Source organism: Flavobacterium hiemivividum (genome assembly GCF_004349145.1).
Classification (GTDB): domain Bacteria; phylum Bacteroidota; class Bacteroidia; order Flavobacteriales; family Flavobacteriaceae; genus Flavobacterium; species Flavobacterium hiemivividum.
The window spans coordinates 81,909-105,189 of record NZ_SMFO01000011.1 but is presented as its reverse complement, the minus strand read 5'-3'; the positions used below and the strand labels follow the sequence as shown (position 1 = coordinate 105,189).

The window sequence follows — 23,281 nt, the reverse complement described above, 5'->3', positions numbered from 1 at the left end:
AAGAATTGCGATTACATAAAATATCTTTACCAAAATTAGTTTCAAAATGAAAAAAGAGAATAGATCTGTTATAATTTGGCTATTATCCGGTTGCGTATTATTGTTTATAATGGTTACTGTAGGAGGAATTACACGATTAACCAACTCTGGTTTGTCAATGACCGACTGGCATTTAGTAACAGATACATTTCCGCCATTAACAGAAGAGAAATGGCAAGCAGCTTTTGATCAGTATAAAAAATTCCCTGAATATCAAAAAATCAATATTCATAATGATTTTCAACTTTCAGATTATAAATTTATCTACTTCTGGGAATGGTTTCACCGCTTTATAGGTCGCATCATCGGCTTAGTTTTTATAATTCCGTTCGTTTATTTCTTAATTAAAAAGAAACTCTCTAGAGAAACCATAAACAAATGCATAGTTCTTTTAGGAATGGGTGCCTTTCAAGGATTTCTTGGTTGGTTTATGGTAAAAAGTGGATTGGTTGACGATCCAGATGTGAGTCACTTTAGACTGGCATTACACCTCACTTTTGCCTTTATAACCTTTGCCTATACTTTTTGGGTAGCCTTAGATTTGATGTATCCTAATCGAAAAAACAGCCTGCAACCTTTAACATCAATTGCGAGATATTCGTTGGTGTTTTTATTAATCCAAATTATATATGGAGGATTTGTTGCCGGTTTAAATGCAGGATTAATACACAATCATTGGCCACTTATGAGTGATGGTCAATTCATGCATGACAGCGTTTTTCTGGAACAAAGAAACCTTTTATTAAGCTTTACTGAAGGGAAAAGTGGCGTGCAATTTATCCACCGTACCTTGGCTTATGTTGTAGTTGGTTTTATGGTTTATCTCTATTTTAAAAGTAGAAAATTCATTTTAGATCGTGGACAGTCCATCGGAATAAACCTAATTGTAATTCTTGTTTTTTTACAGTTTGCCTTAGGGGTTTTCACCTTAGTATATGGTGTACCATTATGGCTAGGATTGATTCATCAAATCAATGCTTTTTTCCTTTTATCGGCAATGACCTATACTTTACATCGATTGTCTAAATAACAACTTATTACTATATTTACCTTTGACTATATTGTCACATTTCTTTTTGTTCCTATAAAAAATGTCTAAACTTGCTGCGCAAGATAGCTTCTTTGATCTATCAGATTACGGAAGACCTTTTGGAAAAATGCTCGCAAATCAGTTAAAAAACACGCGATTTACGCCCATACATGTCACCTTACTTTTTGGGGTTTCTGGACTAATTGCGATTTACTGCATTTTAGAAAACCACTATTATTTAGCAGGCTTTTTCATCATTTTAAAATCAGGTATCGACGCCGCCGATGGTGAGCTCGCGCGAATAAAAAACACGCCTTCATATACCGGAAGATACCTAGACAGCGTCTTTGACATCATTTTAAACTTCCTTTTTTTAGGAGCTATTTGCTATGTATCTAAGAACTCTTTTATTCTCACTTTAACAGCGTTTTTTTGCATTCAATTACAGGGTACTCTATACAATTATTACTATGTTATTTTGAGAAACAAATCGGTTGGCGGAGATAAAACGAGCAAGATTTTCGAAGACAAATCACCCGTTGCATTAGCAGGTGAGAGTCAAAAATCAGTCGATATTTTGTTTAAAATTTACACTATCGTTTACGGTGGTTTTGACAAAATCATTCACGTCTTAGACAGCGACGCCTATAAAGTAAAAACCTTCCCTAACTGGTTTATGACTTTCGTTTCCTTATATGGATTAGGCTTTCAATTACTACTAATTTCACTGATGTTAGCCTTGGGTTATATCGACTATATCGCTCCTTTTTTTATTGGATATTCTTTTCTTATATTTGTTTTAATCGGGATAAGAAAATCATTTTTTAAGGCTTAAAACCCACTATAGACAAAAACTATCTTACATTACAATAATCTATTAACCAGTAATTTACATTGATTTACTTACTGATTTGTTTTAATAAATAATCTCTTTTGCTAATTCCCATTTATTCAAGCAATTATACAACTATTTCCACGAATTCCATAACAGTTTACGCCTTCTTTATCCTCACCTTTGTAATAGTAAATTTATTAACTCTTAAACTATATTATTATGCCAAATTCAGAAGAAATTAAAGGAAACTGGAATGAAATGAAAGGGAAATTGAAACAAAAATTTGCCGACCTTACCGATGATGACTTGTTATTCGAGGAAGGAAAAGAAGATGAAATGTGGGGAAAACTACAACAAAAATTAGGAAAAACTAAAAAAGAAATTAAATCGTTATTTGACTAATTTTAAGTTTAAAATTCCCAGAAAACTGTTTTAAAAAAAGCGTTCTATTTTATTCGACCAAAATAGAATCTAGCATTTTTAAAACAGTTTTTTTTTATGCTGTTCTACTACCCAATCCAAACTTTAAAATCAGCTACTTTTTCTCTACTTACCACAACCTCATCATCGCAATATGTAGGTAAAATAACTTTCAATCGAGAGTTGCTGTAAATCACAATTTCTTTAATTGCTTGAATAGGAATTATAAATTTCCGGCTGATTCTATAAAAATATTTCGGGTCTAATTCTTGTTCTAGAAATTCTAAAGTTGATTCGATAAGATAATTTCTATTGTCGAAAGTATGAATATAAGTTCCCTTATTTTCACTAAAAAAACATTCGATTTCATCTAACGAAATTACTTTTAAATGTTGCCCAATTTTTACTGTGAACCTTTTTTTGTATTCTTTGTCAAAAGGATTACTTAGCATTTTTTTTATCTGTTCAAAATCTAATTGTAACTTTTCATTTTTTGGAAGTCGCTCTTTAAATTTAGAAATCGCCAGTTCTAAATCATCTTCATCGATTGGTTTTAAAAGATAGTCCACACTATTCAATTTGAACGCTCGCAAAGCAAATTCATCATAGGCCGTTGTGAAGATTACAGCGCTCTTAATTTCTACTTTTTCGAAAATTTCAAACGACAATCCATCCGACAATTGTATGTCTAAAAAAATCAAATCTGGATGTTCATTATTCGAAAACCAGGCGACAGCTTCTTCGACAGAATGAAGCATCACTCCTACTTCGATTTTTAGTTTTTCGAGCTTTCTTTGCAATAACCTTGCGGCTGGTTTTTCGTCTTCAATTATGATTGTTTTCAATACAAAATAATTAGCGGTTTGAAAATTGTTCACTGGTTTTTTTAAATAATTACTCCCATTTATTCTCCTTGTCTTTATCCATGAATTGCTGAATTTTCTTTTCTTCCCAGTTGGTCCCGAAAAAAATATTTTTTCCAAAAACAGACAACCCATGCGCAACTAATCCAATTCCCCAAAAGAATACCGTATTCCAGGTTTGCCATTCCCAAAAAACTGCATCCCCAACCCTGCTACTATTAGAAATGGAAAGCAATATAAAGGCATTTACTAGTACATAAACCAACGCATGAATATAGAATCCTTTAATTCTCTTTACCCTTTTGTATGCTAAGTTATATCGCTCATCAGAACTGTTATCCTCAGGTTGATAACTATCGTCCATTCTTTTTCTAAATCGTCCCATCTTGTTTAGATTTAATTATATCCAATTATCTTTTCTTTGATTCTCCTTTTCTTTTTCCATAAACTCTTTAATCTTTTGCTCCTCCCAATCTTTTCTAAGAAAAGGCATGTAATTAAAGACTTTCATTCCGTGAATTATCACACCAATTCCCCAACCCAACATGGGCCAATAAAACCATAAATGATTAGGCGATGTCACTAAATTAAGTGCTAGAAGCCCAATATTTACTATAATATATGCAATTAAATTCCCGTAAAACCCTTTGATTTCCTCTACTCTCTTTTTAGCTTTAAAGTAGCGTTCCTCGTTTTGATATTTATCTTCCATGATTATTTCCAGGTTTGCTTATTATCTTCTTTTCTCAAAATCTCTTTTATTTTTCGCTCTTCCCAATCTGAACTGTATCCAAATACTTTCAAGGCATGCATCGTCAATCCAAATCCCCATCCAGCGGCAGAAAACCAAAACCATTGAAAATGTGGAGAATATCGTAGATTAATAAAAATCAAAATCGGAATTACGATGCAATACGATATCAAATTGCCATAAAATGATTTTAGCTCCTGTACTCGCTTTTTTGCTCGGTAATAAGCGTTGTTTTCGTTATATTTTGTAGCTGCTTCCATAACTGATATTTGTTTCGTTAAAATAGGTATTTTGACTGTAAAAGTCTTCTCGTCTTGCGCTATCGTTACTTTTCGGTTGGTTATAATTGCATAACGGCTGATGATATTTTGTAATCCCACTCCGCGACGATCTTGCAAAACCTCCTTCTTTTGATAATCATTTTGAACCACTAAATATCCGTTGTCAACGTAAATCCGAATGCACAACGGCTTCTGAGCGCTAACTACATTGTGCTTTACCGCATTTTCTAATAACAGCTGTAACGAAAGCGGAACAACCTTAGCTTCTGGATTAATATTAGTTGTGGTTAACTCATAATCAAGGCTATCCTCAAAGCGCATTTTCAGTAAGTTCATATAAGTTTTGGCGAAAGCCAACTCTTCCTCGACCGGAACCAATTCTTTATCTTTTTGTTCTAAAACATACCGATAAACCTTAGATAATGAAGTAGTAAAACGTTGTGCATTATCTGGATTTTCTTCGATCAAAGAGCTCAAAACATTCAAACTATTAAATAAAAAATGGGGATCAATCTGATTTTTTAAACTCTCAAACTTTGCCGAAGCCGTTCCGGCAATTATTTTTTGCTCTTTTACTCTGTTTTCATTGTAAGCTTTATAGAAATACAATGAATGAATTCCCAACAACACAACAAATGACACTATTGAGGGCACAATATAGTTTGAAGGCTTCTCATCTTTAAAAAACGCACTTAATGTATTATTCTCAACTACTACATCTTCAAAAATTCTCAATAAGAATATTACAAATAAAGTAAGCGCAAACGAACTTGAAAACCCTGTAATCACTCTTTTCAAACTATACTTCTGGCTTGCAAAAAACGAATCTAAATAAATATAAAGAAATGCATTCGCGTAATACAATACCATCCCATAAAGTATGGTGTATAAAAAATTAATCTTTAAATGATTATCAAAAGTTATAACACCGCCGTTTAGAACAGGAATTATTGTTAAAACAATAAATATCAGTATCGAAATAAATAAAGCCCTTGGAAATTCTCTTAAAAATGTATTCATCTAAGTATTTTATTAAACATTGAAAATTTCAATATTAGAATTGTTCTTATTTACAATTTTTTTGAGCTTCTAGCGCTCTGTCTAATCCCCAACTTGGAGAAAAAGGACTCTCCGGTTTAAAAGTACTAAAAAGTGTAATGGCTTTATCAATTTGAGTGCACATTGGCTTAATATCTTTACCCCAAAAGGCAGCGCTCCCTATTTCAAATTCAGCTTTCGAGAAGATTACTCTGGGATTATTAGGAGCAATAGCTTCGGCTTTTGCATATAGTTCCATGGTTGGTCCAGATAACTTTTGTCCGTTTGTCATCGGGTCATAAACGATCCAAGCCGTATTAATCATGGCTTGCATTACATAAAGCTCCGCATTATTTTGATCTTTTGCCATTTCAGTATCTAGTGCATTTTGTGCTTTTAAAAGTAGTACATTTATTTTCTCCTTGTCTTTGGTTCCAAAAGCTGAAGTCGTATTGACCAATGCCACATAATAATTAGGCAACCACGTCGTCGTTTCGACCGCGGCAATTCTTTCGAATAAATCAGAAGCCTCCGTGTTTTTTCCTTCTTTCCAAAGTCCGAATGCTTTTCCCATTCCTTGTTCGTATTGATTTCCTGTTTTTTGAGGAGTTGCTTCTTGGCCTTGAGCCGATAATAAAGTAATAACAAATAATGCAAATGCGGTGATTAATTTAGTCATGATTTCTAGTTTTTTAGGTTAGTGATTTAATTGATGATTGAAACTCTAATAATTTATACTTCAAAAGTATCGTGGATTTTATCCCTTTAAAAATTATAATTACTGAACTGTTGATTTTTAAGGATGAATCGAGGAATTAGTCAAAGGTTTGAAAGTCAAAGGTCGAAAGTCAGCATTGTTTGAGGATACTCTTTGATACTTTGAAGCTTCTTTACTTTACGACTTTTTACAAATTCTTCAGCTGATTGTCTTTCTTATCTTTACTAATCGTCCAAAAGAATCCGACAAAGAAAAAACGGTCAGCTGTCGGTGTAATTTCCTTTCTTTTATAAACGCCGTTTGAATCAGCCGTATTTGCGTAGTCATAACCGTAAACATTTTGAGTCCCTAACACATTCGAAACCGAGAAATACAGAATTTTTTGCTGGCTAATTAAATACGCCCAGTTAAAACTTAAGTTATTGTACGCCTTTGTTTTTCCATTCATGAATTGAGTTTCATTGGGATTATTATAAGGACGCCCAGTACTAAAGGAATTTGTAAAACCCACTTGAGACCGCCAGTCTGTTATGAAATATTTAGTAACGACAGACAAGCTGTGATCAGAAACAAAGCTTGGCGTCACAGGCGTTGGATAGTTCTTGTAATCTCTTTTTGTATCAATATAGGAATAGGAAATCCAGTATTCCAAGTTTTTAATGGTTTTACCATCACGCCAAAATAGATCCAAACCTTTGGCGTAAGCCGAACCATTATTATTGTAAATTGAATTATACTCCGCTGTAGCGCTATCATACTTCACTAAATTGCTATAGTCTTTGTAATATGCCTCTGCTCTAAATGTTTTCCCGTCTACGCTGTACTGATAATTCAAAATATAATGGGACGCTTTCTCACTTTCAAACTCATGGTATTTAGAATACTTTATATAAGCTGCATTTGGACTTTGCGTAAAATCGCCATAAGCTAAAGAAAACTGACTATTTTTTGATACTTTATATCCCATTGAAATCCTGGGCGAAATACTGAACTCCTCAAGCAAGTCGCTATGAGATGCTCTAAAACCTATTTTTGCCGCAAATTTTTTGGATAAAAAAACATCAGCTTCTGTATAAGCCGAAGCAATACTAGAATTATAGCCATTAGTATTTGTTGTTCCTAAATTAGCTGTAAAGCTTTCATTAAATTGAGTTGTAAAATAATCTGCTCCAAAAGACAATTTAAATAGGTTCGAAAAGTTTTTCTTTAATTTTAATTTCAAATGAGCCGCATTTTCCTCATTATTCACATTATCTAAATCTAATGTGATTCTATTTTTACTAAATCCATAACTCATTCCAGTTACAATTTGCCAATCATTACCAAAATTACCTTTATAAGAGGTATTGAAATAGAAATTATTATTGTTTAAATCTACTCTAGTTTTTGCTACAGCGTTTATATTTTCTTGACTAATATCAAATTTTGAAGAATCGAACGCAGCGTACAACTTCAGAAGTCCAGTACTAAATTTATAACGATAGACCGTTTCTCCTGACAAAGATTGAAACGGACTGTTCCACTCCACATTTTGCGGGATTAGCGCCTGATACGGAGCTAAGTTAATGTAAGAAGCATTAACGCTCAATGAACTTTTATCCCATTTTTGTGTGTTACCAAGGCCGAGACCAACAGTCATTAACGAAACATCTGCTTTATTTTGATCCGGTTCGTCTTCTGTATTTAAAAGTAAAACACTGGACAGTGCTTCGCCATATTCGGCTGAATATCCTCCTGTTGAAAAAGCGATTCCACTAAACAAAAAAGGAGAAAACCGCCCTCTTGTAGGTAAATTATTTGTGCTAGCGCCATACGGTTGCGCGACACGAAGGCCGTCAACATAAGTTTGAGTTTCATTAGCCTCGCCGCCACGCACAAAGAGCCTTCCATCCTCGCCTACAGTTTGCGTACCTGGCAACGTTTGTAAAGCGGCAATTATATTCCCTGCCGAACCTGCTGTCGTGACAATATCTAACGGTTTTAAAACCGAAACTCGTGCTTTATCTCCACTCTCCATAGTACCCGCCGAAATTACAACCGCGTCAAGTGTATTTATATTCTCTTTTAAAATAATTATTTTAGCCTCAAAATCAGCCACATAAATAGGCGTTTTGGTTGTTTCATAGATGAGAAAACTGGCCACTAAAACTTGATCTCCTGTCAAAGTCGTTACAAACAAAAACTCGCCATTTTCATTTGTTGTAGCACCATCATAGCTACCTTCGATGTAGATATTCACGCCTGCAATTGGTTTCCCTTTTTGATCGACGGTTCTACCTGAAATGGTCGTTTGGGCAAATGAGTTAGCGGTAAAAAACAATATAATACATGTAAAAATAGTTTTCATTTGGTTTGATTTTGATAAACCAAATGTATTTTGATTCAAAGTATTATTAAATTTAAGTTAACTGAACTGTCAAATTTCATGGATGAGTTGTAGTCATTTTTAATTTTCAGTTATATTTACATCCAATCGTAACAATGTACTAAGCCGCTTTATGAAGTGCATACCCAAAAAACAACAAAACAACTTTTGTAGAATCGAATAAAATGACCGAAAAAGAAAAAATGATTGCTGGAGAATATTATTTGGCTGGAGATTCTGTTTTAGTAAAAGACAGACGAAAATCTAAAAACCTGCTCCATAGATTGAATATAACGGAATACAGAATCACAAAAAAAGCACGGGAAATAATTAAAGAACTCATCCCGAATGCGGGCGCAAATCTCTACATAGAACCGCCATTTCACTGTGATTACGGTTACAACATTCATTGTGGCGACGATGTTTATTTCAATGTAAACTGTGTGGTTTTAGATTGTGCCAAAGTTACTATTGGTTCCAATGTGTTTTTTGCACCGGGAGTTCAATTGTACACTGCTACTCACCCACTCGATGCCGAATTAAGAAAAACATTGGAAAATGCCTTGCCAATAACAATTGGCGACGATTGCTGGATTGGTGGAAACAGCGTTATTTGTCCCGGAATCACCATTGGCAAAGGATCTGTAATCGGTGCGGGATCTGTTGTTACAAAAGACATCCCTGAGAATTCATTGGCAGTGGGAAATCCCGCAAAAGTAATTCGAAAATTAAATCAATAGTATATGTTATCCTTAAACAAAGTGCACCACATTGCCATAATTTGTTCTGATTATGTAAAGTCGAAAAACTTTTACACTCAAATTTTAGGGCTCACCATTATTCAGGAGGTTTACCGTGAAGAAAGACAGTCGTACAAACTAGACCTGGCTCTAAACGGAACTTATATTATAGAACTATTTTCCTTTCCTAATCCGCCCAAAAGGCCTTCTCGCCCTGAATCTAGCGGTTTGCGTCACTTGGCTTTTGAGGTGAGCGATATAGAACAAACACGAGCATTTTTACTACAAAGTAATATCGCAGCAGAAATAATACGAAAAGACAAGTACACAGCGAAACAATTTTTCTTTATTGCTGATCCTGATGATTTACCGATAGAATTTTACGAGAAATAAATCTTTTTCTAAATTCTGAAGAGCAATTCACAATGAAATCATAAAAATAAAAATTCACAACTATTTTATGATTCAAGTCATTCTAACTTTGTTTAATTTTGCATCAATCATATAAAAGCTTCTTTTAGCAGTCTCACTGCTCCTTAAAAAAAGCTCTTTTTACCTATTGCAATGAACAAAACAGCTCAGATTAAAAAAAACTACAAATTAATTAAATTCCAAAAATTAATAATTGTTTCTATTCTAATTGGTTTTCTTGCTGCCTTCTTGGGCGTTGTTTTAAAAACAATAACCGAATATTATGAGGAAATATTTTTTCATCAAGCCAATACAAACCCGATATTCTATATTATTTTTCCAGTTTTTAGTTTGTCGGTAATCTATTTTCTACGTGAATATCTATTTAAGAAAAAAGAAAACAAAGGAATCAAAGAAATATTCGAGAGTACAAATTCTAAATCTAAGAACCTACCTAGTTATAAAATACCATCCCATTTCATCAATGGATTGCTTACTGTTATTTTTGGAGGTTCGACCGGAATTGAAGTTTCGACTGTAGTCGCATCTGCTACTATTGGTGCCGTTGCCCAGCGAAAACAAAATGTTTTCAGACAGTATAAAACCGAACTAATTTGTGCAGGAATAGCAGCAGGAATCACAGCGCTTTTCAGTAGTCCTATTGCCGGAATCCTTTTTGCCTTGGAAGTTATTTCTAAAAAAGTATCTCGAGCATTCCTACTAACAAATCTAATTGCCGTGTCAATTGCTTTTGGGCTCATCGTTATTCTCGATGAAAAACCAATATTTAATGTGTTAATTACCACCTGGCATTTACAAGCCATTCCTTATTTTATTCTTTTAGGGATTTTGGCTGGTTTAAATTCAGTTTATCTAACGCGAAGTGTGTTACTTTTTAAGTCTCAATTTTCTAAGATAAAAACGCCCCACTTTAAAATCATTTTAGGCTCATTAATTTTAGGGATTTCCTTACTTATATTTCCGCAACTTTATGGAGAAGGTTACCATGCAATCAAAGAAATTTTTATTCGTCCAAATGAAATCGTATTAACTTTTACACTTGCGCTAAGCTATATAGGAATTTTACTTTTAAAACCCATTGTTACTTCAGCAACGCTAGCTTCTGGCGGTGACGGCGGCGTTTTTGCTCCAAGTCTTTTTATCGGTGCTTTTCTAGGATTTTTACTTTCGTTAACGTTAAATACTTATTTTAACGCTAATGTAATTCCGATAAACTTTGTAATCATCGGTATGGCCGCCGTTTTGAGCGCCAGCATTCATGCTCCTTTTACTGCGATTTTTCTGGTTTGTGGCTTAATCAATAATTATACTTTATTTGTTCCTATTTTAGTAGTGTGTCTAATTTCAAAATATACTGCCAAAATGATTTATCCTTATACCGTTTATACTTTTTCACCTACTCTAGCGAAGTAAATATCTATGACAATTCAAAAAATAAAAAGAGGTTATCGCAAAACTAAATACGTTCTGTACAAAGAAACCCTAGTTGATTCTCAAGAGCACTTTTGGGCTTTTTTAGGTTCTTTTATCGGAATTGGTATCATTGCATTTATGCAGTCACAAACACTTCCACATTCTGATGTTGTATATCTCATCGGTTCCTTTGGTGCGTCGGCGGTATTGGTATACGGAGTTATTCAGAGCCCATTAGCACAGCCCCGCAATTTAGTTGGCGGCCATGTTTTATCTGCAATAGTAGGGGTTACGGTAGCTAAGTTTGCTCCTGACATCATGTGGCTAACAGCATCACTTTCCGTTTCCATATCAATTGTGGTTATGCAATTAACAAAAACATTGCATCCTCCGGGAGGTGCGACCGCTTTAATAGCGGTAACAGGATCAGCAGAAATAAAAAATCTGGGCTATTGGTATGTAATTTCCCCTGTATTAAGTGGTGTTCTAATTCTTTTGATCGTAGCCTTACTTTTTAATAACCTGACTTCAAAAAGATATTATCCAAATCATAAAAAATACCACAAATTCAGAAAGAGAGTCCATAAAACCTTTGGAAAAACATTAAAATAGAGGTACTACTAAATGTGAGTACTTTCCTTTTATTCGAAAAATAAAAATTAAACAATCCATTTTATTTTTCGAATAAAAGAACAGACTTCTACACAATTTATTTTGCTCGTCGTAAATACATAAGCAAAAATTTTATCAACAAATCTAGAATCTGTTTCGAAAGTTCGGGATGAAATATAAAATTATATTTTACCTTTGACCATTCAATAAAAACAAAGATGATGGTTTACAAATTCAGAGTAATTCTAGATGCAGAAGAAGATATATTTAGAGACATTGCAATTCTTGCAGAGGACACTTTAGAGGATTTACACAACGCTATTTTCAATTCCTTTGGTTTTGACGGCATGGAAGTGGCTTCATTCTATACTTGTGATGAAACCTGGAATCAAGAAGATGAAATTTCACTTTTTGATAGTGGTGATGTTCTTGGAGAGCAAAAAACGATGAGTTCCTACCAATTATCGGACTTATTAGATGCCGAAAACACAAAAATCATCTATGTATATGACTTCATTAATATGTGGACATTCTTAGTTGAACTAGCTGCTGTTGAAGAACAAGTTGCTGGAAATTTATATCCTGAAACGCTATTTTCTCATGGTGAAATGCCTGACGAAGCAATGGAAAAAAACTTTGAAGCTGATAATGCCGATGATTATGCAAATGATTATGAAGACGGATTAGACGAAGATGATTTAGACATGTTTGAAGGAGACGACAGTTTTGAAGATTTCGGTTTTGAAGAAAACTGGAACTAACATAGTAGAAAATAAGAATCAAGAGCCAAGATTAAAGACTTCTCTAGAGTCTATAATCTTGGCTCTTTCATCTAAAAAAATAAAATAAAAAATGATCAATTTATTCAACACGCATATTGAGACGCTTTCTATCCATCGTGTAGGGAACAAAAGTCGTAATGAAGCTATTTTTCTATCTGAGCAGCCGTTTAGTCTTCAAGATGAAATTGTGCCACTTATAAAGGAGTTTTTCTTAAAACCTTTTAGAGAAAAAGAAGAAAACTATTTCCAGTTTGCGCATGAAGTCGATTTAGACTACAATGATATGTATAAATTTGCTTCTGAAATTTTTGAAAATCCAGCAAGTTTACACGAAAATTCAAAGAATATCACACGACATTTATTTGAGCAATCCAATCATCCACATATCAAAAACGGAGAGGTTTATGTTACTTATTTAACAAATGTAAATATCGATAATAACGTTGTTGATGCGATTGGGATTTTTAAAAGTGAGCTACAAGCTGATTTTTTACAATTTGAAGAAAAAGGAACGCATCTTGAAATGATCTTGCAACAAGGTATAAACTTAAGTAAACTAGACAAAGGTTGTATCATTTTTAATCATAAAAAAGAAGAAGGATATAAGATTCTAACTGTGGATAGCAACCGCTATGATGCAAGATATTGGTTAGAACATTTCCTTTCTGTGGATGCGTTTGAAGACGAAAATTTCATCACTAAAAAATACCTAAAATTCTGTCAAGGCTTTGCTAAAGACGTAGTTTTTCCTGCCGAAGATAAGAAAGAAGAAGTGATGTTCATGAACCGTTCTGTGAATTACTTTGCTAAAAATGACGAATTTGAAGAGACTGAATTCTTGAATGAAGTTTTAGACAATCCAGACTTAATTCCAGAATTTAAGAATTACAAAGTAGATAAAGGAGAAAAATACAGTATCGAAGATATTACTTCTTTCCCTATTGCTAATGCAGCCGTTTCAGATGCTCGTAAATCCATAAAAAATGTAATCAACCTAGATACACACATTCAAATAAAAATGGATTTTATCAATCCTGAAAGTGCTGAAAAATATGTTGAAAAAGGTTGGGACGAAGAAAAACAGATGTACTACTATTTAGTTTACTTCAATAAAGAAGAAAAATCATAAGGATATTACCTTCTTTTACTTTTCAAAGTAATCTAGTTACAATATAAAATACCCCCAGAAAGTATCTCGCTTTTTGCGGGTATTTTTATAAAAGGCAAAGTCAAGAGAAATGTAACTTATTCGAAATAAATATTTCTCCAACTACATTAGCTGTCGTTTGTATACAAAGTAAAACTAACTGTTTCTGAACATTAAATTACCCTCCAAAAGTTAGCTGAAAAGCTCCATTACTATTTTGTCGAAATTGAGATTATATTTCTATAAAAACCTTTATTTTCCCTAAATCACATGAGTTTATTCGTATTTTTACATTCTAAACATTTCATTTAATGAATTATAATTTATTTGAGGAAAGTCCGCTAAAAAATGTAATTTCTTTTGACCAACTTATTGAATCATTAGAAAAGACAGCCGTATCAGATAATGCTTACCTATCAGTGCAAGCAAAGGCATTACTTCAGGATATTAATAAAATACCTGAGTTAAAAACGGGTATCGAAGATTTAAATCTAATTACAAAAAATGAAAATTTATTATCGAATTTATTATCAAACCTGTTTCCTAATGCCCTTTCTGATAATGAAATCAAAGCAGTAACAATACCTTTTCACAATATCATTTTTAATTTTACTAATAGATTCCAGCGAATACTAGATGACGCTGGTGGTACTTTTGATCTGACCATTAGAGATTTCGATAAAGATCAATTCTTTGTCATGTCTTGTATATTAGTATTGAACGCCTACTACAAAAAGGATTTTATAATAAGCAAACCTCTATTTTATGATATTCCAGATAAAAACGGAATCACAAAACATTATAGAATTCTATACAATGCCGATTTTATAAAAATCTCACCCACCGAAAAAGCTATAGAATTAAGTCCTGAGGATATTGATTTATTAATGGATAATTATGATGATGTAAACGTATGGAAGGAAAAATTCCCACTCGAGAGTTGGGAAATGAAAGGTTTCGGGATAGTTACGTTATTCGACGCAACAATTGAAAGTGCAATATCTGAATTGAAAACTAATCTTTTAAGAGCAAATAGCGAGCATAATGAAAAAGACAGAAAATTTGAATCCATTTTCAGATCCATTTTTAAAGTCCCTGATTTAAGAGTAGGGCTTACTTTTTACAACGAGGAGGAAAATATGTTTATCAATCCTCCTCATGCTACCACTGGGACAAACAGCTTTATTCTCTATGAGAAAAAAGAGCTGCCCTGTGAAAATGCTTTCTTAGATTGTGAAATAAATACTATCTTAAAAACTAACAAAACATATGCTATTTCGAATGTAGAAAAATTTGCAAAAACAGCTAAGAATGAAAAATTTGCAAAACATTTATTGAAGCAAAACATAAAAAGTTGCATCCTTGCACCTGTCATTAAAAATGATAAACTATTAGGAATCCTAGAATTAGTCTCGTCAAATCCGCGAAGTCTAAACAGTATCAATGCGATCAATCTTGACTTGCTATTGCCATATGTAGTTGATACTTTGGACAATTATTACAACGATTTACAAAATCAAATTGAAGCGGTAATTCAAAGAGAATATACGGCAATTCATTCCAGCGTATTTTGGAAATTTAAGAAAGAGGCTCAGAAATTCTATCACACTTATAACCCTAATAAAGATTACATCTTCAAAGAAATTGTATTTAAAGACGTCTATCCTTTATACGGTCAAATTGATGTAAAAAGCTCTTCCTTACATAGAAATCAAACGGTTAAAGATGATTTAAAAAGTCAACTGAAAACGTTATTGAAAATTTTTGATAAATTAAAAGAAAACACCAATCTCTCTATTTTAGAGCAGCGGAAATTTGAAATGCATTCCTATTTTGAAGATTTAGATTTAGAATTAAAAACAGATACGGAACAGCAAATTCAAAATTATATTCAAAACGAAATACATCCTATTATTGTTAAATCTAAAGTCGATGAAGCTACAGAGAAAACAATCAAGAAATATTTCGCAGATATAGACCCAAAAACGGGTTCCTATTATAAATCTCGAAAAAAGTTTGATGATGCGATGGCGATTATCAATAAAAAAATGGCTTCTATTTTAGATAAATCGCAAGTAGAAGCTCAAAAAATATTCCCGCATTATTTCGAAAGATTCAAATCTGACGGCGTAGAACACAATTTATACATTGGTGCTTCCATATCTCCGCAAGAACCATTTGATAAAATTTATTTGAGTAATTTAAGACTGTGGCAGTTACAAACACTATGTGAAATGGAGTTAGAACACCATAGATGCAAGTCTATTTTACCTTATGAACTGGAAGTTACTTCCTTAATATTAGTTTTCAGCTCTCCAATTTCTATTCGATTTAGAATGGACGAAAAGCGATTTGACGTTGATGGAACTTATAATGCAAGATATGAAGTCGTTAAAAAACGAATCGACAAAGCGCATATCAAAGGAACTAATGAACGAATAACAGATCAGGAAAAAATAACTATTGTCTATTCGCAAAGAAATGAAGAAAAGGAATATTTAAAATATATAAAATTTTTACAGTTCAAAAATATTCTTGAACCTACAATCGAACAGTTTGATGTTGAGGAACTACAAGGAGTTTCTGGATTAAAGGCCATTCGTATTAAGGTGCTTAATACGATATCAGAAAATCCAGACGACCAACCATTTCAACTTGAATAGTTGTAAAAATTAGATTACTGACCAGTTAAACGCTATTACAAACGATAAAACTGATATAATTAAACCAACCATAAAAATATTATAGGTAATTCGCAATAATTTATATTTTTTCTCTAATACTAAACCTAGAAAATAAAGATCTTTAATTAAGGAGTTATACAAGTATTCTCTGTCTTTCATCATTTCATTTACGGCCCATTCGTATTCTTCTAATGGCATTTTATAAAAATTACCAAAGAATAATAAATTCACTTTTTTATCTTCAATATCTTGTCTGGTAAAAGTGCCGCTGGTAATTTTAGGGCGAGTAGATAATATGGCGAAAATAATGGATACCACACTAAACATCAACATTATAAAAGTTGGGTAAATTAAATGAGCGTTTCGCGCACTATCTAATTTAGGGATCAATGAGGACAAGGCTATTGAAATAATGATGGCGTTGACTGAAAGCAAAATATTGGCTTTACTATCAGCAATTCCACTTAGTCGCGTGTGATTGCCAAGTGTGATTCGAAAAAGAGTATCTATTCCACGATCTGATTTTTCCGATTTTTTTTTCTTCTTTTTGTTTAAAGCCTCCTCACCATCTTCTCCGTTGGCTCCTAGTGTTTGAATCATAATTTTGATTAATGCGATATTATTTTCCTTTGGAATTTGCCAATTCGCTTTCGCATAATCAGTATAATAAACATGATTTTCAGATAATTTCTCAAGATTGACTTTAGCCCATTCAAAATCTGTGAATTTTTTATCTAAAGTTTTCTCCCATTCATTCCTCAATAATTCACATCTTATTAGGTAATTTTCTCTTGAAAAATGAAAATAATCAGCATCTCTTATAATTTCCTCCAGAATATTTTGAGGCGAATAATCATATTGGGTTGCATTGATAAGTGCAGAAACTTTTTGAATATAATCATCTGATATATTGTGTTCTTTCAAAAAATTAGAAGCAATAAGGGTTCCGGCATTTTCGTGATCCTTGTATCCATGAATGTATCCTGAATCATGAAACCAGGCGGCAATTTGTAAAATACTGCTTTCTTGCTGATTTACTTTTTCGTGATCAGCAAGCTCTTTCACTGCATTTACAACATCTAAGGTGTGGCTAAAATTATGATAAGTAAATGACTCAGAAAGATTATCTTTGAATAAATTGTAAATAAATTGTTCGGCCTGTTCAGTTAGATTCATATTAAAAAAATTATCCCCTAATTTATGAAATTATTTTTGGTTTTTGGTTTTATCGAAAAAAATACATTTAAATATTGTATCATTACTCTTACGGTTTTGCTGTTACAAAGTTGCGCTACTTATCATGCTCAATACGGCAGTGATATAACAAATCCCATTCCCGTAAACGACATCGACACTTCAAAAATAGCCCATACGTTCTATTTAATTGGTGATGCCGGTTACGTTACCGAAGGTGATTCTAAAAACAGCCTCAAATCTCTTAACGACAAATTAAAAAAATCAGATAAAAATGCTACGCTTCTATTTCTAGGCGACAATATTTATCCAAAAGGAATGCCTGGCAAAGAAAACAAAAAAGAGTATCAATTAGCAGAAAATTCATTAATAAATCAATTACAACTTTCGAAAGAATTTAAAGGAAAAACGATTTTTATTCCCGGAAACCACGATTGGTATAGTGGTATCGAAGGATTAGAGCGACAAGAAAAATATGTTTCTGAGTATATTGGAGATAAAAAATCATTTTTACCCCGCAACGGATGTGCGATTGAAGATGTTAAAATTAATGAACAGGTACATCTTATTACAGTTGATAGTCAATGGTTTCTTGAAGATTGGGATAAAAATCCCACAATTAATGATAATTGTACTATCAAAACTAGAGAGGCCTTTTTTGAAGAACTAGAAAGTATCTTAAATAAAAACAAAGACAAACGAATCATATTGGCCATCCATCATCCCTTGATGAGTAATGGAAGTCATGGCGGACAATTTTCTTTAGAAAAGCAAATTTTCCCTTTAGAACAAAAAATCCCTTTACCTGTTATAGGCTCGCTGATCAACTTACTGAGAAGAACCTCTGGAATTAGTCCGCAAGACATTCAAAATAAACAATATACTGCTTTTGTAAAACGCATTAAAACCCTTTTGCAAGGTCAAGATAATGTGGTGGTCGTTAGCGGTCACGACCATAATTTACAATATACTGAAAGCCAAGGCATCAAACAGATCATAAGTGGAGCAGGATCTAAATCTCAGGCAGCTAGAGCAATAAATCCAACTGATTTCTCCTATGGAAAAAAGGGTTATGCTACATTAGACATCCTTGAAAACGGAAAAACATCAGTTTCATTTTACGGCATAGTCAACAATCATAGCCAAATTCTTTTTAAGAAGACGCTCCTTTCACCAAAGGAAAAAATAAAAGTGGATTATCCAGACCAATTCCCATTAACAAAAACAAGCTCCGTTTACACTCCTGAGATGATCAATAAAAGTAGTTTTCATAATTTCCTTTTTGGAACCCATTATCGAAAATACTACGGCACCTTAATCGAATCTAAAACTGCAAACTTAGGCACGCTTTATGGCGGTTTATCACCAAATAGAGCCGGTGGTGGTCATCAATCAATTTCATTGCGACTACTTGATCCAAATGGAAAAGAATATGTGATGCGTGGCGTTAAGAAACGTGTTGGACGTTTTTTGCAAAGTGTTGCCTTCAAAGATCAATATGTAGAAAATGACTTTAAAAATACCTATGCTGAAGATTTTATATATGATTTTTATACTACTGCACATCCTTATGCCCCTTTGAGTGTGGGTAATTTAGCCGAGCATATTGGTGTTTTTCACACGAATCCCTCTTTGTTTTATGTTCCAAAACAAAAAGCATTGGGCGAGTTCAATGCTGATTTTGGCGACGAGTTGTATTTAGTGGAAGAACGGCCTTCTGAAAGTCAAAAAGACTTAATATCCTTTGGCAAACCTGATAATATCATAAGTACCGAAGATTTATTGGATAACTTACAAAAAGATGAAAAGTATGCTGTTGATGAAAGCGAATATATAAAAGCGCGTTTATTTGATATGCTTATTGGCGATTGGGACAGACATTACGACCAATGGCGTTGGGCTGAATATAACAAAAAAGACCAAGTTATTTACAAACCGATTCCTCGAGATAGAGATCAAGCTTTCACGATATATGATGGAACTTTACTTTCTATCCTAATGAATATTCCCGCACTTCGTCACATGCAAACTTTTAAAAAGGATATAAAAAATGTAAAATGGCTCAATAGAGAGCCTTATCCTTTAGATCTTGCTTTTCTAAAAAAAGCCACCGAAAAAGACTGGATTAAGCAGGCAAAATACATTCAAGATCATCTCTCTGACGATGCTATTGACCAAGCATTTGACAACTTACCAACAGAAGTTCAGGACGAAACTATTACTCAAATAAAACAAAAATTAAAATTAAGAAGAGCACAATTAGTAAAATATGCGACAGAGTACAATCGCGTATTACAAAAAACTGTTGTGATTGTAGGGACCAATAAAAAAGATAAATTTATCATCAATCATGTTGCAAAAAACAAAATTGAAGTTAGTGTTTATCGAATGAAAAAAGAGGGCGATGAATTACTGTATACTAAATTATTCAACGGTTCAAGAACAAAGAATCTCTGGTTTTATGGATTAGACGATGATGATCAATTTGAAGTTACGGGCACCCGAAGATCAAGAATAAACACCCTACTAATTGGCGGGCAAAACCATGATATCTATACTATTGCAAATGGTCATAACACTAAAATCATTGATTTTAAATCTAAAGAGAACACCTATAATATCGACTCAAAAACTAAAAAATTCTGGACTGATGATTATGAAACAAACCTTTATGATTATAAAAAACCAAAATACAATGCCTTTTCAGGCATGCCTAATCTTGGCTTTAATCCTGATGATGGTATAAAAGTTGGTATTATTGCAAATTATACTATCAATTATTTTAAACAAAATCCATACACTCGAAAACATACTCTTAAAGCAAATTATTATTTTGCTACAGGCGGTTTTGAATTATTATACGATCTTCATGCACCTAAGATAGTAGGCGATTGGGATTTTAATTTAGAATCCCAAGTTACCAGTCCTAATTTTGCTATTAACTATTTTGGTTATGGAAATAACCGTATTAATAATGATGAGCTAAACGGAATGGATTTTAATCGAGTTCGAATAAGAATACTCAAAGTAGCACCTCAACTTAAAAAAGTGGGCATCCACGGAAGCACAATTCTTTTCCAAACTTCTTTTGAAAACTTTGATGTAGAGCGCACCAATAATCGCTTTATAGCTCTTGATAACATGGTAAATCCTGCTGTTTTCGATAATCAACAGTATGCTGGAGCGAGTATAAAGTACAGCTATGAAAACTATGACAATGCATCATTACCAACGATGGGAATGGGCTTTTCAATAAGTGGAAGTTGGAAAACAAGCCTCAGCAATTTTAAACAGAATTTCCCTGCTATAGAATCTAAACTTAATTTTAACCATAAAATTGACGCTAATGGAAAATTAGTTTTGGCAACTTTGCTAAAAGGAAAGGCAATCTTGAACAATAATTATGAGTTTTACCAAGGCGCTACTCTAGGTGGTGACTACGATTTAAGAGGGTTTAGAAACGAGCGTTTCCTAGGAAACCAATCCTTTTTTCAAAGTAGTGACCTTCGCTACTCAATAGGCAAAATTAAGAATAGTATTATTCCAATGTCCTATGGAGTCTTTGGTGGTTTTGATTACGGTCGAGTTTGGCTAGACGGAGAAACCTCAAATAAATGGCATCAATCCGTTGGAGGCGGAATCTGGCTTAATGGTCTTAACGTCCTCACGGCTAGGCTGACTTATTTTAAAAGTGCCGATGATCAAGGACGTATCACTTTCGGTTTAGGGCTGGGTTTTTAGTCTTTCTAAAGTTGTTTCATAAACGAAGCCGCCTGTTTTTTTATCCTTTTCATCCGCTATTAAAAGCGTTGAATTGTCTTTGAAACAAATGGCTTCTTTTTGCGAAAAATGATTCAGTTGAAGTTCGCTTGCTTTTCCTGACAAGAAATTATCGCCACTGAAATCTTGAAAAAGCCATACTTTCCCGTGACATAATAGCACCACTTTAGAACCATCTGGGCTTATTGTTGCGCTCGTTATTGCATTGTTTTTATAGCTGCCTCCAGTCTTGAATTCCCCAAGTAATTTCGCCTGATGAAAACCGGCATTGTTTGGGACTTTATATAGGAATGTAGTCCCATCAAAACCAGAACTTCTATTTTTTGTGAAGAGGTAGAAATTATTTTTATATTCGAAAAAAGCTTCCACATCATAGAGAAGATCTTTACTTTTTGGTGGAAAATTCATTTGTTCAGGATACTCAAACGAAATTTTATAAGAAGCATTTATCGCACTCTTTTGCAAAGAATCTTTTGACACCTTATAAATACACAAATCCTTTCTTGCGTTTTCATTATTGCCAAAATCACCAATATACAAATCCCCATTACTATCTTTTGTGATATCTTCCCAATCGATATTTGTAGCGTTCTGGATCGTGATGTTGCTTTCTATTTTCCCAGATTCGTTTAAGCCATATATTGCATTAGCATTTCCTCTATCTTGAATAACCCAAAGCAATTTAGCCTCTGGTGAATATGTAATGCCCGAAACTTCTTTTAATTTCTTTGGCAATTCATAAAGCGATGACATTGTATTCGAGTCCTGCTGGCAAGACAATAACAATAGTAATGACGATATAATGAATACTTGATTTCTCATATTTTGAACAATTATCTGATAACGAATAAACAAAAACTTAAATAGAACTTAAAATCCTCCTTTAAACAAATTGGCGTTTTTATAGTTTCGGGTTACAAATCTAAAGGCTGCAGTTAAAACATTCCCCATTCTTTTGGCATTTTTAAAATTTAAATCATTGGTATACACATAGAGTTCACTTTTTAATCGTTGCACATGCTCATCAGGAGCTATGAGATCATTTCCCATAATCTTCAATAATCGTTTAATACGTGTTTCTGCCGAAAGGATTCTTTTAGCTAATACGGCTCGTTCCTCATTTTTATATTGTTCTATGGAACTATCCTGAAGTCTATCTTTGACTAATTTCACCATTGGATAATTCTCTTTAAAAAATTGTGGTCTATAAATCTTGAAATTCCCCTCATAACATTGTTGATCAAAATCAATGGGGCGTATTCTATAAACAACCTGATCAAAATCGTGAATAGGGACAATTACATAATTATACGACCTCATATCTCCTAAAAGGCGAATCATACAACGCTCGTTAAACTTAACAAACTCTTTTGCTATCTGTGATTTTTCGGTTTCACTACAATCCTTCAAAAGCGATTTTATAAAAACATCTCCCGGAATTCCCATGATATGTTCTTCCACTAATGTATCTCCATACACTAAGAAATTGATTTTATCCGGAGAAAGAATATGCTCTAATTCTAGACCGTAAACACGCGAAGCATCTGCTTTTTTAACATAAAAATGAGTGTAATTATCATTTAAAATGTTTCGAATTTTTATTCGAAAAGGCTTCGAATTTCCGAAAGTGCAGTAATCGATTGAATCGACATTCAAAAACTTAATAATGTCTAGATTTCCATCTGAATGTAAAAGCGAATAGATTTTTTTTAAGGTAAGATCAATTTCGATTCTTTCAAATTCATTATAATACACTCTAATCCACAAGGTATCTTCTTCCTGCTTATCATAGACATTGATAAAACCAGAAAAACGCAACAAATCATCATAAACAATCGGAACTTTTGAAATACGGTCAAAACGACCTAAATAATCAGACAGTAATTTATTTATGGGATAGGATGGTTTTTTAAAAAGTACTTCAGAATCGCTCATTAGGGTATGTTTACCACAAATTTACATCAATTTATAGGCAAATGATAATAAAACACAAACTACTTGTTTTTTCATAAGCTAATTAGGCAGCGTCTTGGAACTTAATTTCGAAATTAGCAACTGCAGCCACATAGCCCTAAACAATATAAAAAAACAAACTAAAATATACAGTAAACTAAATTTTGACTAAAAACAGACACTGTAAATCATATTATAAAAAGT

20 protein-coding genes are annotated in these 23,281 nt (G+C 33.2%); 11 read left to right on the top strand and 9 right to left on the bottom strand.

Translation table 11 applies throughout. The features are described 5' to 3' along the window. Positions 1–46 precede the first annotated feature (46 nt). The 3 genes from E0F98_RS13305 (at position 47) to E0F98_RS13295 (ending at position 2,306) form a co-directional block, all read left to right on the top strand. Positions 47–1,069: a COX15/CtaA family protein gene (locus tag E0F98_RS13305; protein WP_132112276.1), complete on the top strand. Its 1,023-nt coding sequence runs from the start codon at positions 47–49 to the stop codon at positions 1,067–1,069. A gap of 61 nt (positions 1,070–1,130) precedes the next feature. Continuing rightward, positions 1,131–1,904, top strand: a complete 774-nt coding sequence (locus E0F98_RS13300) for a CDP-alcohol phosphatidyltransferase family protein (protein WP_132112274.1) — start codon at positions 1,131–1,133, stop codon at positions 1,902–1,904. A gap of 219 nt (positions 1,905–2,123) precedes the next feature. Continuing rightward, positions 2,124–2,306, top strand: a complete 183-nt coding sequence (locus E0F98_RS13295; protein ID WP_132112272.1) for a CsbD family protein — start codon at positions 2,124–2,126, stop codon at positions 2,304–2,306. A gap of 107 nt (positions 2,307–2,413) precedes the next feature. Here the strand turns inward: E0F98_RS13295 and E0F98_RS13290 are convergent, their stop codons facing one another. The 6 genes from E0F98_RS13290 to E0F98_RS13265 all read right to left on the bottom strand — a co-directional run bounded on the left by E0F98_RS13290 (position 2,414) and on the right by E0F98_RS13265 (position 8,322). Further along, on the bottom strand, positions 2,414–3,169 hold the full coding sequence (locus tag E0F98_RS13290; RefSeq protein WP_132112270.1) for a LytR/AlgR family response regulator transcription factor: 756 nt from the start codon (positions 3,167–3,169) through the stop codon (positions 2,414–2,416). Positions 3,170–3,218: 49 nt separating this feature from the next. Next, a complete protein-coding gene (locus E0F98_RS13285) occupies positions 3,219–3,572 on the bottom strand; it encodes a 2TM domain-containing protein (protein ID WP_132112268.1) in 354 nt (117 codons plus the stop codon). Between the two features lie 15 nt (positions 3,573–3,587). Continuing rightward, positions 3,588–3,899: a 2TM domain-containing protein gene (locus E0F98_RS13280; protein WP_132112266.1), complete on the bottom strand. Its 312-nt coding sequence runs from the start codon at positions 3,897–3,899 to the stop codon at positions 3,588–3,590. A 2-nt stretch (positions 3,900–3,901) separates the two neighbouring features. Next, entirely contained in the window at positions 3,902–5,239 is a 1,338-nt protein-coding gene (locus E0F98_RS13275) for a histidine kinase (RefSeq protein WP_165929325.1), read from the bottom strand. A 46-nt stretch (positions 5,240–5,285) separates the two neighbouring features. Beyond that, positions 5,286–5,936, bottom strand: coding sequence for a hypothetical protein (locus E0F98_RS13270; RefSeq protein ID WP_132112264.1), 651 nt, complete (start codon positions 5,934–5,936; stop codon positions 5,286–5,288). A 226-nt stretch (positions 5,937–6,162) separates the two neighbouring features. Next, positions 6,163–8,322 carry a TonB-dependent receptor gene (locus tag E0F98_RS13265; RefSeq protein ID WP_132112262.1) on the bottom strand — a complete coding sequence of 720 codons (2,160 nt, stop codon included), beginning with the start codon at positions 8,320–8,322 and terminating at the stop codon, positions 6,163–6,165. 203 nt (positions 8,323–8,525) lie between these two features. Between E0F98_RS13265 and E0F98_RS13260 the strand changes: the two genes are divergently transcribed. The 7 genes from E0F98_RS13260 (at position 8,526) to E0F98_RS13230 (ending at position 16,129) form a co-directional block, all read left to right on the top strand. Then, positions 8,526–9,080: a sugar O-acetyltransferase gene (locus tag E0F98_RS13260; RefSeq protein WP_132112260.1), complete on the top strand. Its 555-nt coding sequence runs from the start codon at positions 8,526–8,528 to the stop codon at positions 9,078–9,080. 3 nt (positions 9,081–9,083) lie between these two features. After that, complete coding sequence (gene gloA2, locus E0F98_RS13255; protein WP_132112258.1) at positions 9,084–9,473, top strand: SMU1112c/YaeR family gloxylase I-like metalloprotein; 390 nt, start codon at positions 9,084–9,086, stop codon at positions 9,471–9,473. Positions 9,474–9,644: 171 nt separating this feature from the next. Beyond that, positions 9,645–10,925: a chloride channel protein gene (locus tag E0F98_RS13250; RefSeq protein WP_132112256.1), complete on the top strand. Its 1,281-nt coding sequence runs from the start codon at positions 9,645–9,647 to the stop codon at positions 10,923–10,925. A 6-nt stretch (positions 10,926–10,931) separates the two neighbouring features. Beyond that, positions 10,932–11,537, top strand: coding sequence for an HPP family protein (locus E0F98_RS13245; RefSeq protein WP_132112254.1), 606 nt, complete (start codon positions 10,932–10,934; stop codon positions 11,535–11,537). Between the two features lie 221 nt (positions 11,538–11,758). Next, positions 11,759–12,298 (top strand): IS1096 element passenger TnpR family protein, encoded by a 540-nt coding sequence (locus E0F98_RS13240; protein WP_132112303.1) that lies wholly within the window; start codon positions 11,759–11,761, stop codon positions 12,296–12,298. Positions 12,299–12,389: 91 nt separating this feature from the next. Next, positions 12,390–13,448 (top strand): nucleoid-associated protein, encoded by a 1,059-nt coding sequence (locus tag E0F98_RS13235; RefSeq protein WP_132112252.1) that lies wholly within the window; start codon positions 12,390–12,392, stop codon positions 13,446–13,448. Between the two features lie 329 nt (positions 13,449–13,777). Beyond that, positions 13,778–16,129, top strand: coding sequence for a GAF domain-containing protein (locus E0F98_RS13230; protein ID WP_132112250.1), 2,352 nt, complete (start codon positions 13,778–13,780; stop codon positions 16,127–16,129). A gap of 9 nt (positions 16,130–16,138) precedes the next feature. Here E0F98_RS13230 and E0F98_RS13225 read toward each other — a convergent pair whose 3' ends face one another. Then, positions 16,139–17,326: a Pycsar system effector family protein gene (locus E0F98_RS13225; protein WP_132112248.1), complete on the bottom strand. Its 1,188-nt coding sequence runs from the start codon at positions 17,324–17,326 to the stop codon at positions 16,139–16,141. A 24-nt stretch (positions 17,327–17,350) separates the two neighbouring features. On the opposite strand from E0F98_RS13225, the gene E0F98_RS13220 reads away from it, so the two are divergent. Next, the gene (locus E0F98_RS13220) at positions 17,351–21,085 is read left to right on the top strand and encodes a metallophosphoesterase (protein ID WP_132112246.1); all 3,735 of its coding nucleotides are present in this window, start codon (positions 17,351–17,353) and stop codon (positions 21,083–21,085) included. Here the strand turns inward: E0F98_RS13220 and E0F98_RS13215 are convergent. Both E0F98_RS13215 and E0F98_RS13210 read right to left on the bottom strand, forming a co-directional pair. Continuing rightward, positions 21,068–21,946, bottom strand: a complete 879-nt coding sequence (locus E0F98_RS13215) for an SdiA-regulated domain-containing protein (protein WP_132112244.1) — start codon at positions 21,944–21,946, stop codon at positions 21,068–21,070. The two genes, E0F98_RS13220 and E0F98_RS13215, sit on opposite strands and share 18 nt — an antisense overlap. Before the next feature lie 48 nt (positions 21,947–21,994). Beyond that, positions 21,995–23,059, bottom strand: coding sequence for a hypothetical protein (locus E0F98_RS13210; protein ID WP_132112242.1), 1,065 nt, complete (start codon positions 23,057–23,059; stop codon positions 21,995–21,997). Positions 23,060–23,281: the final 222 nt, after the last annotated feature.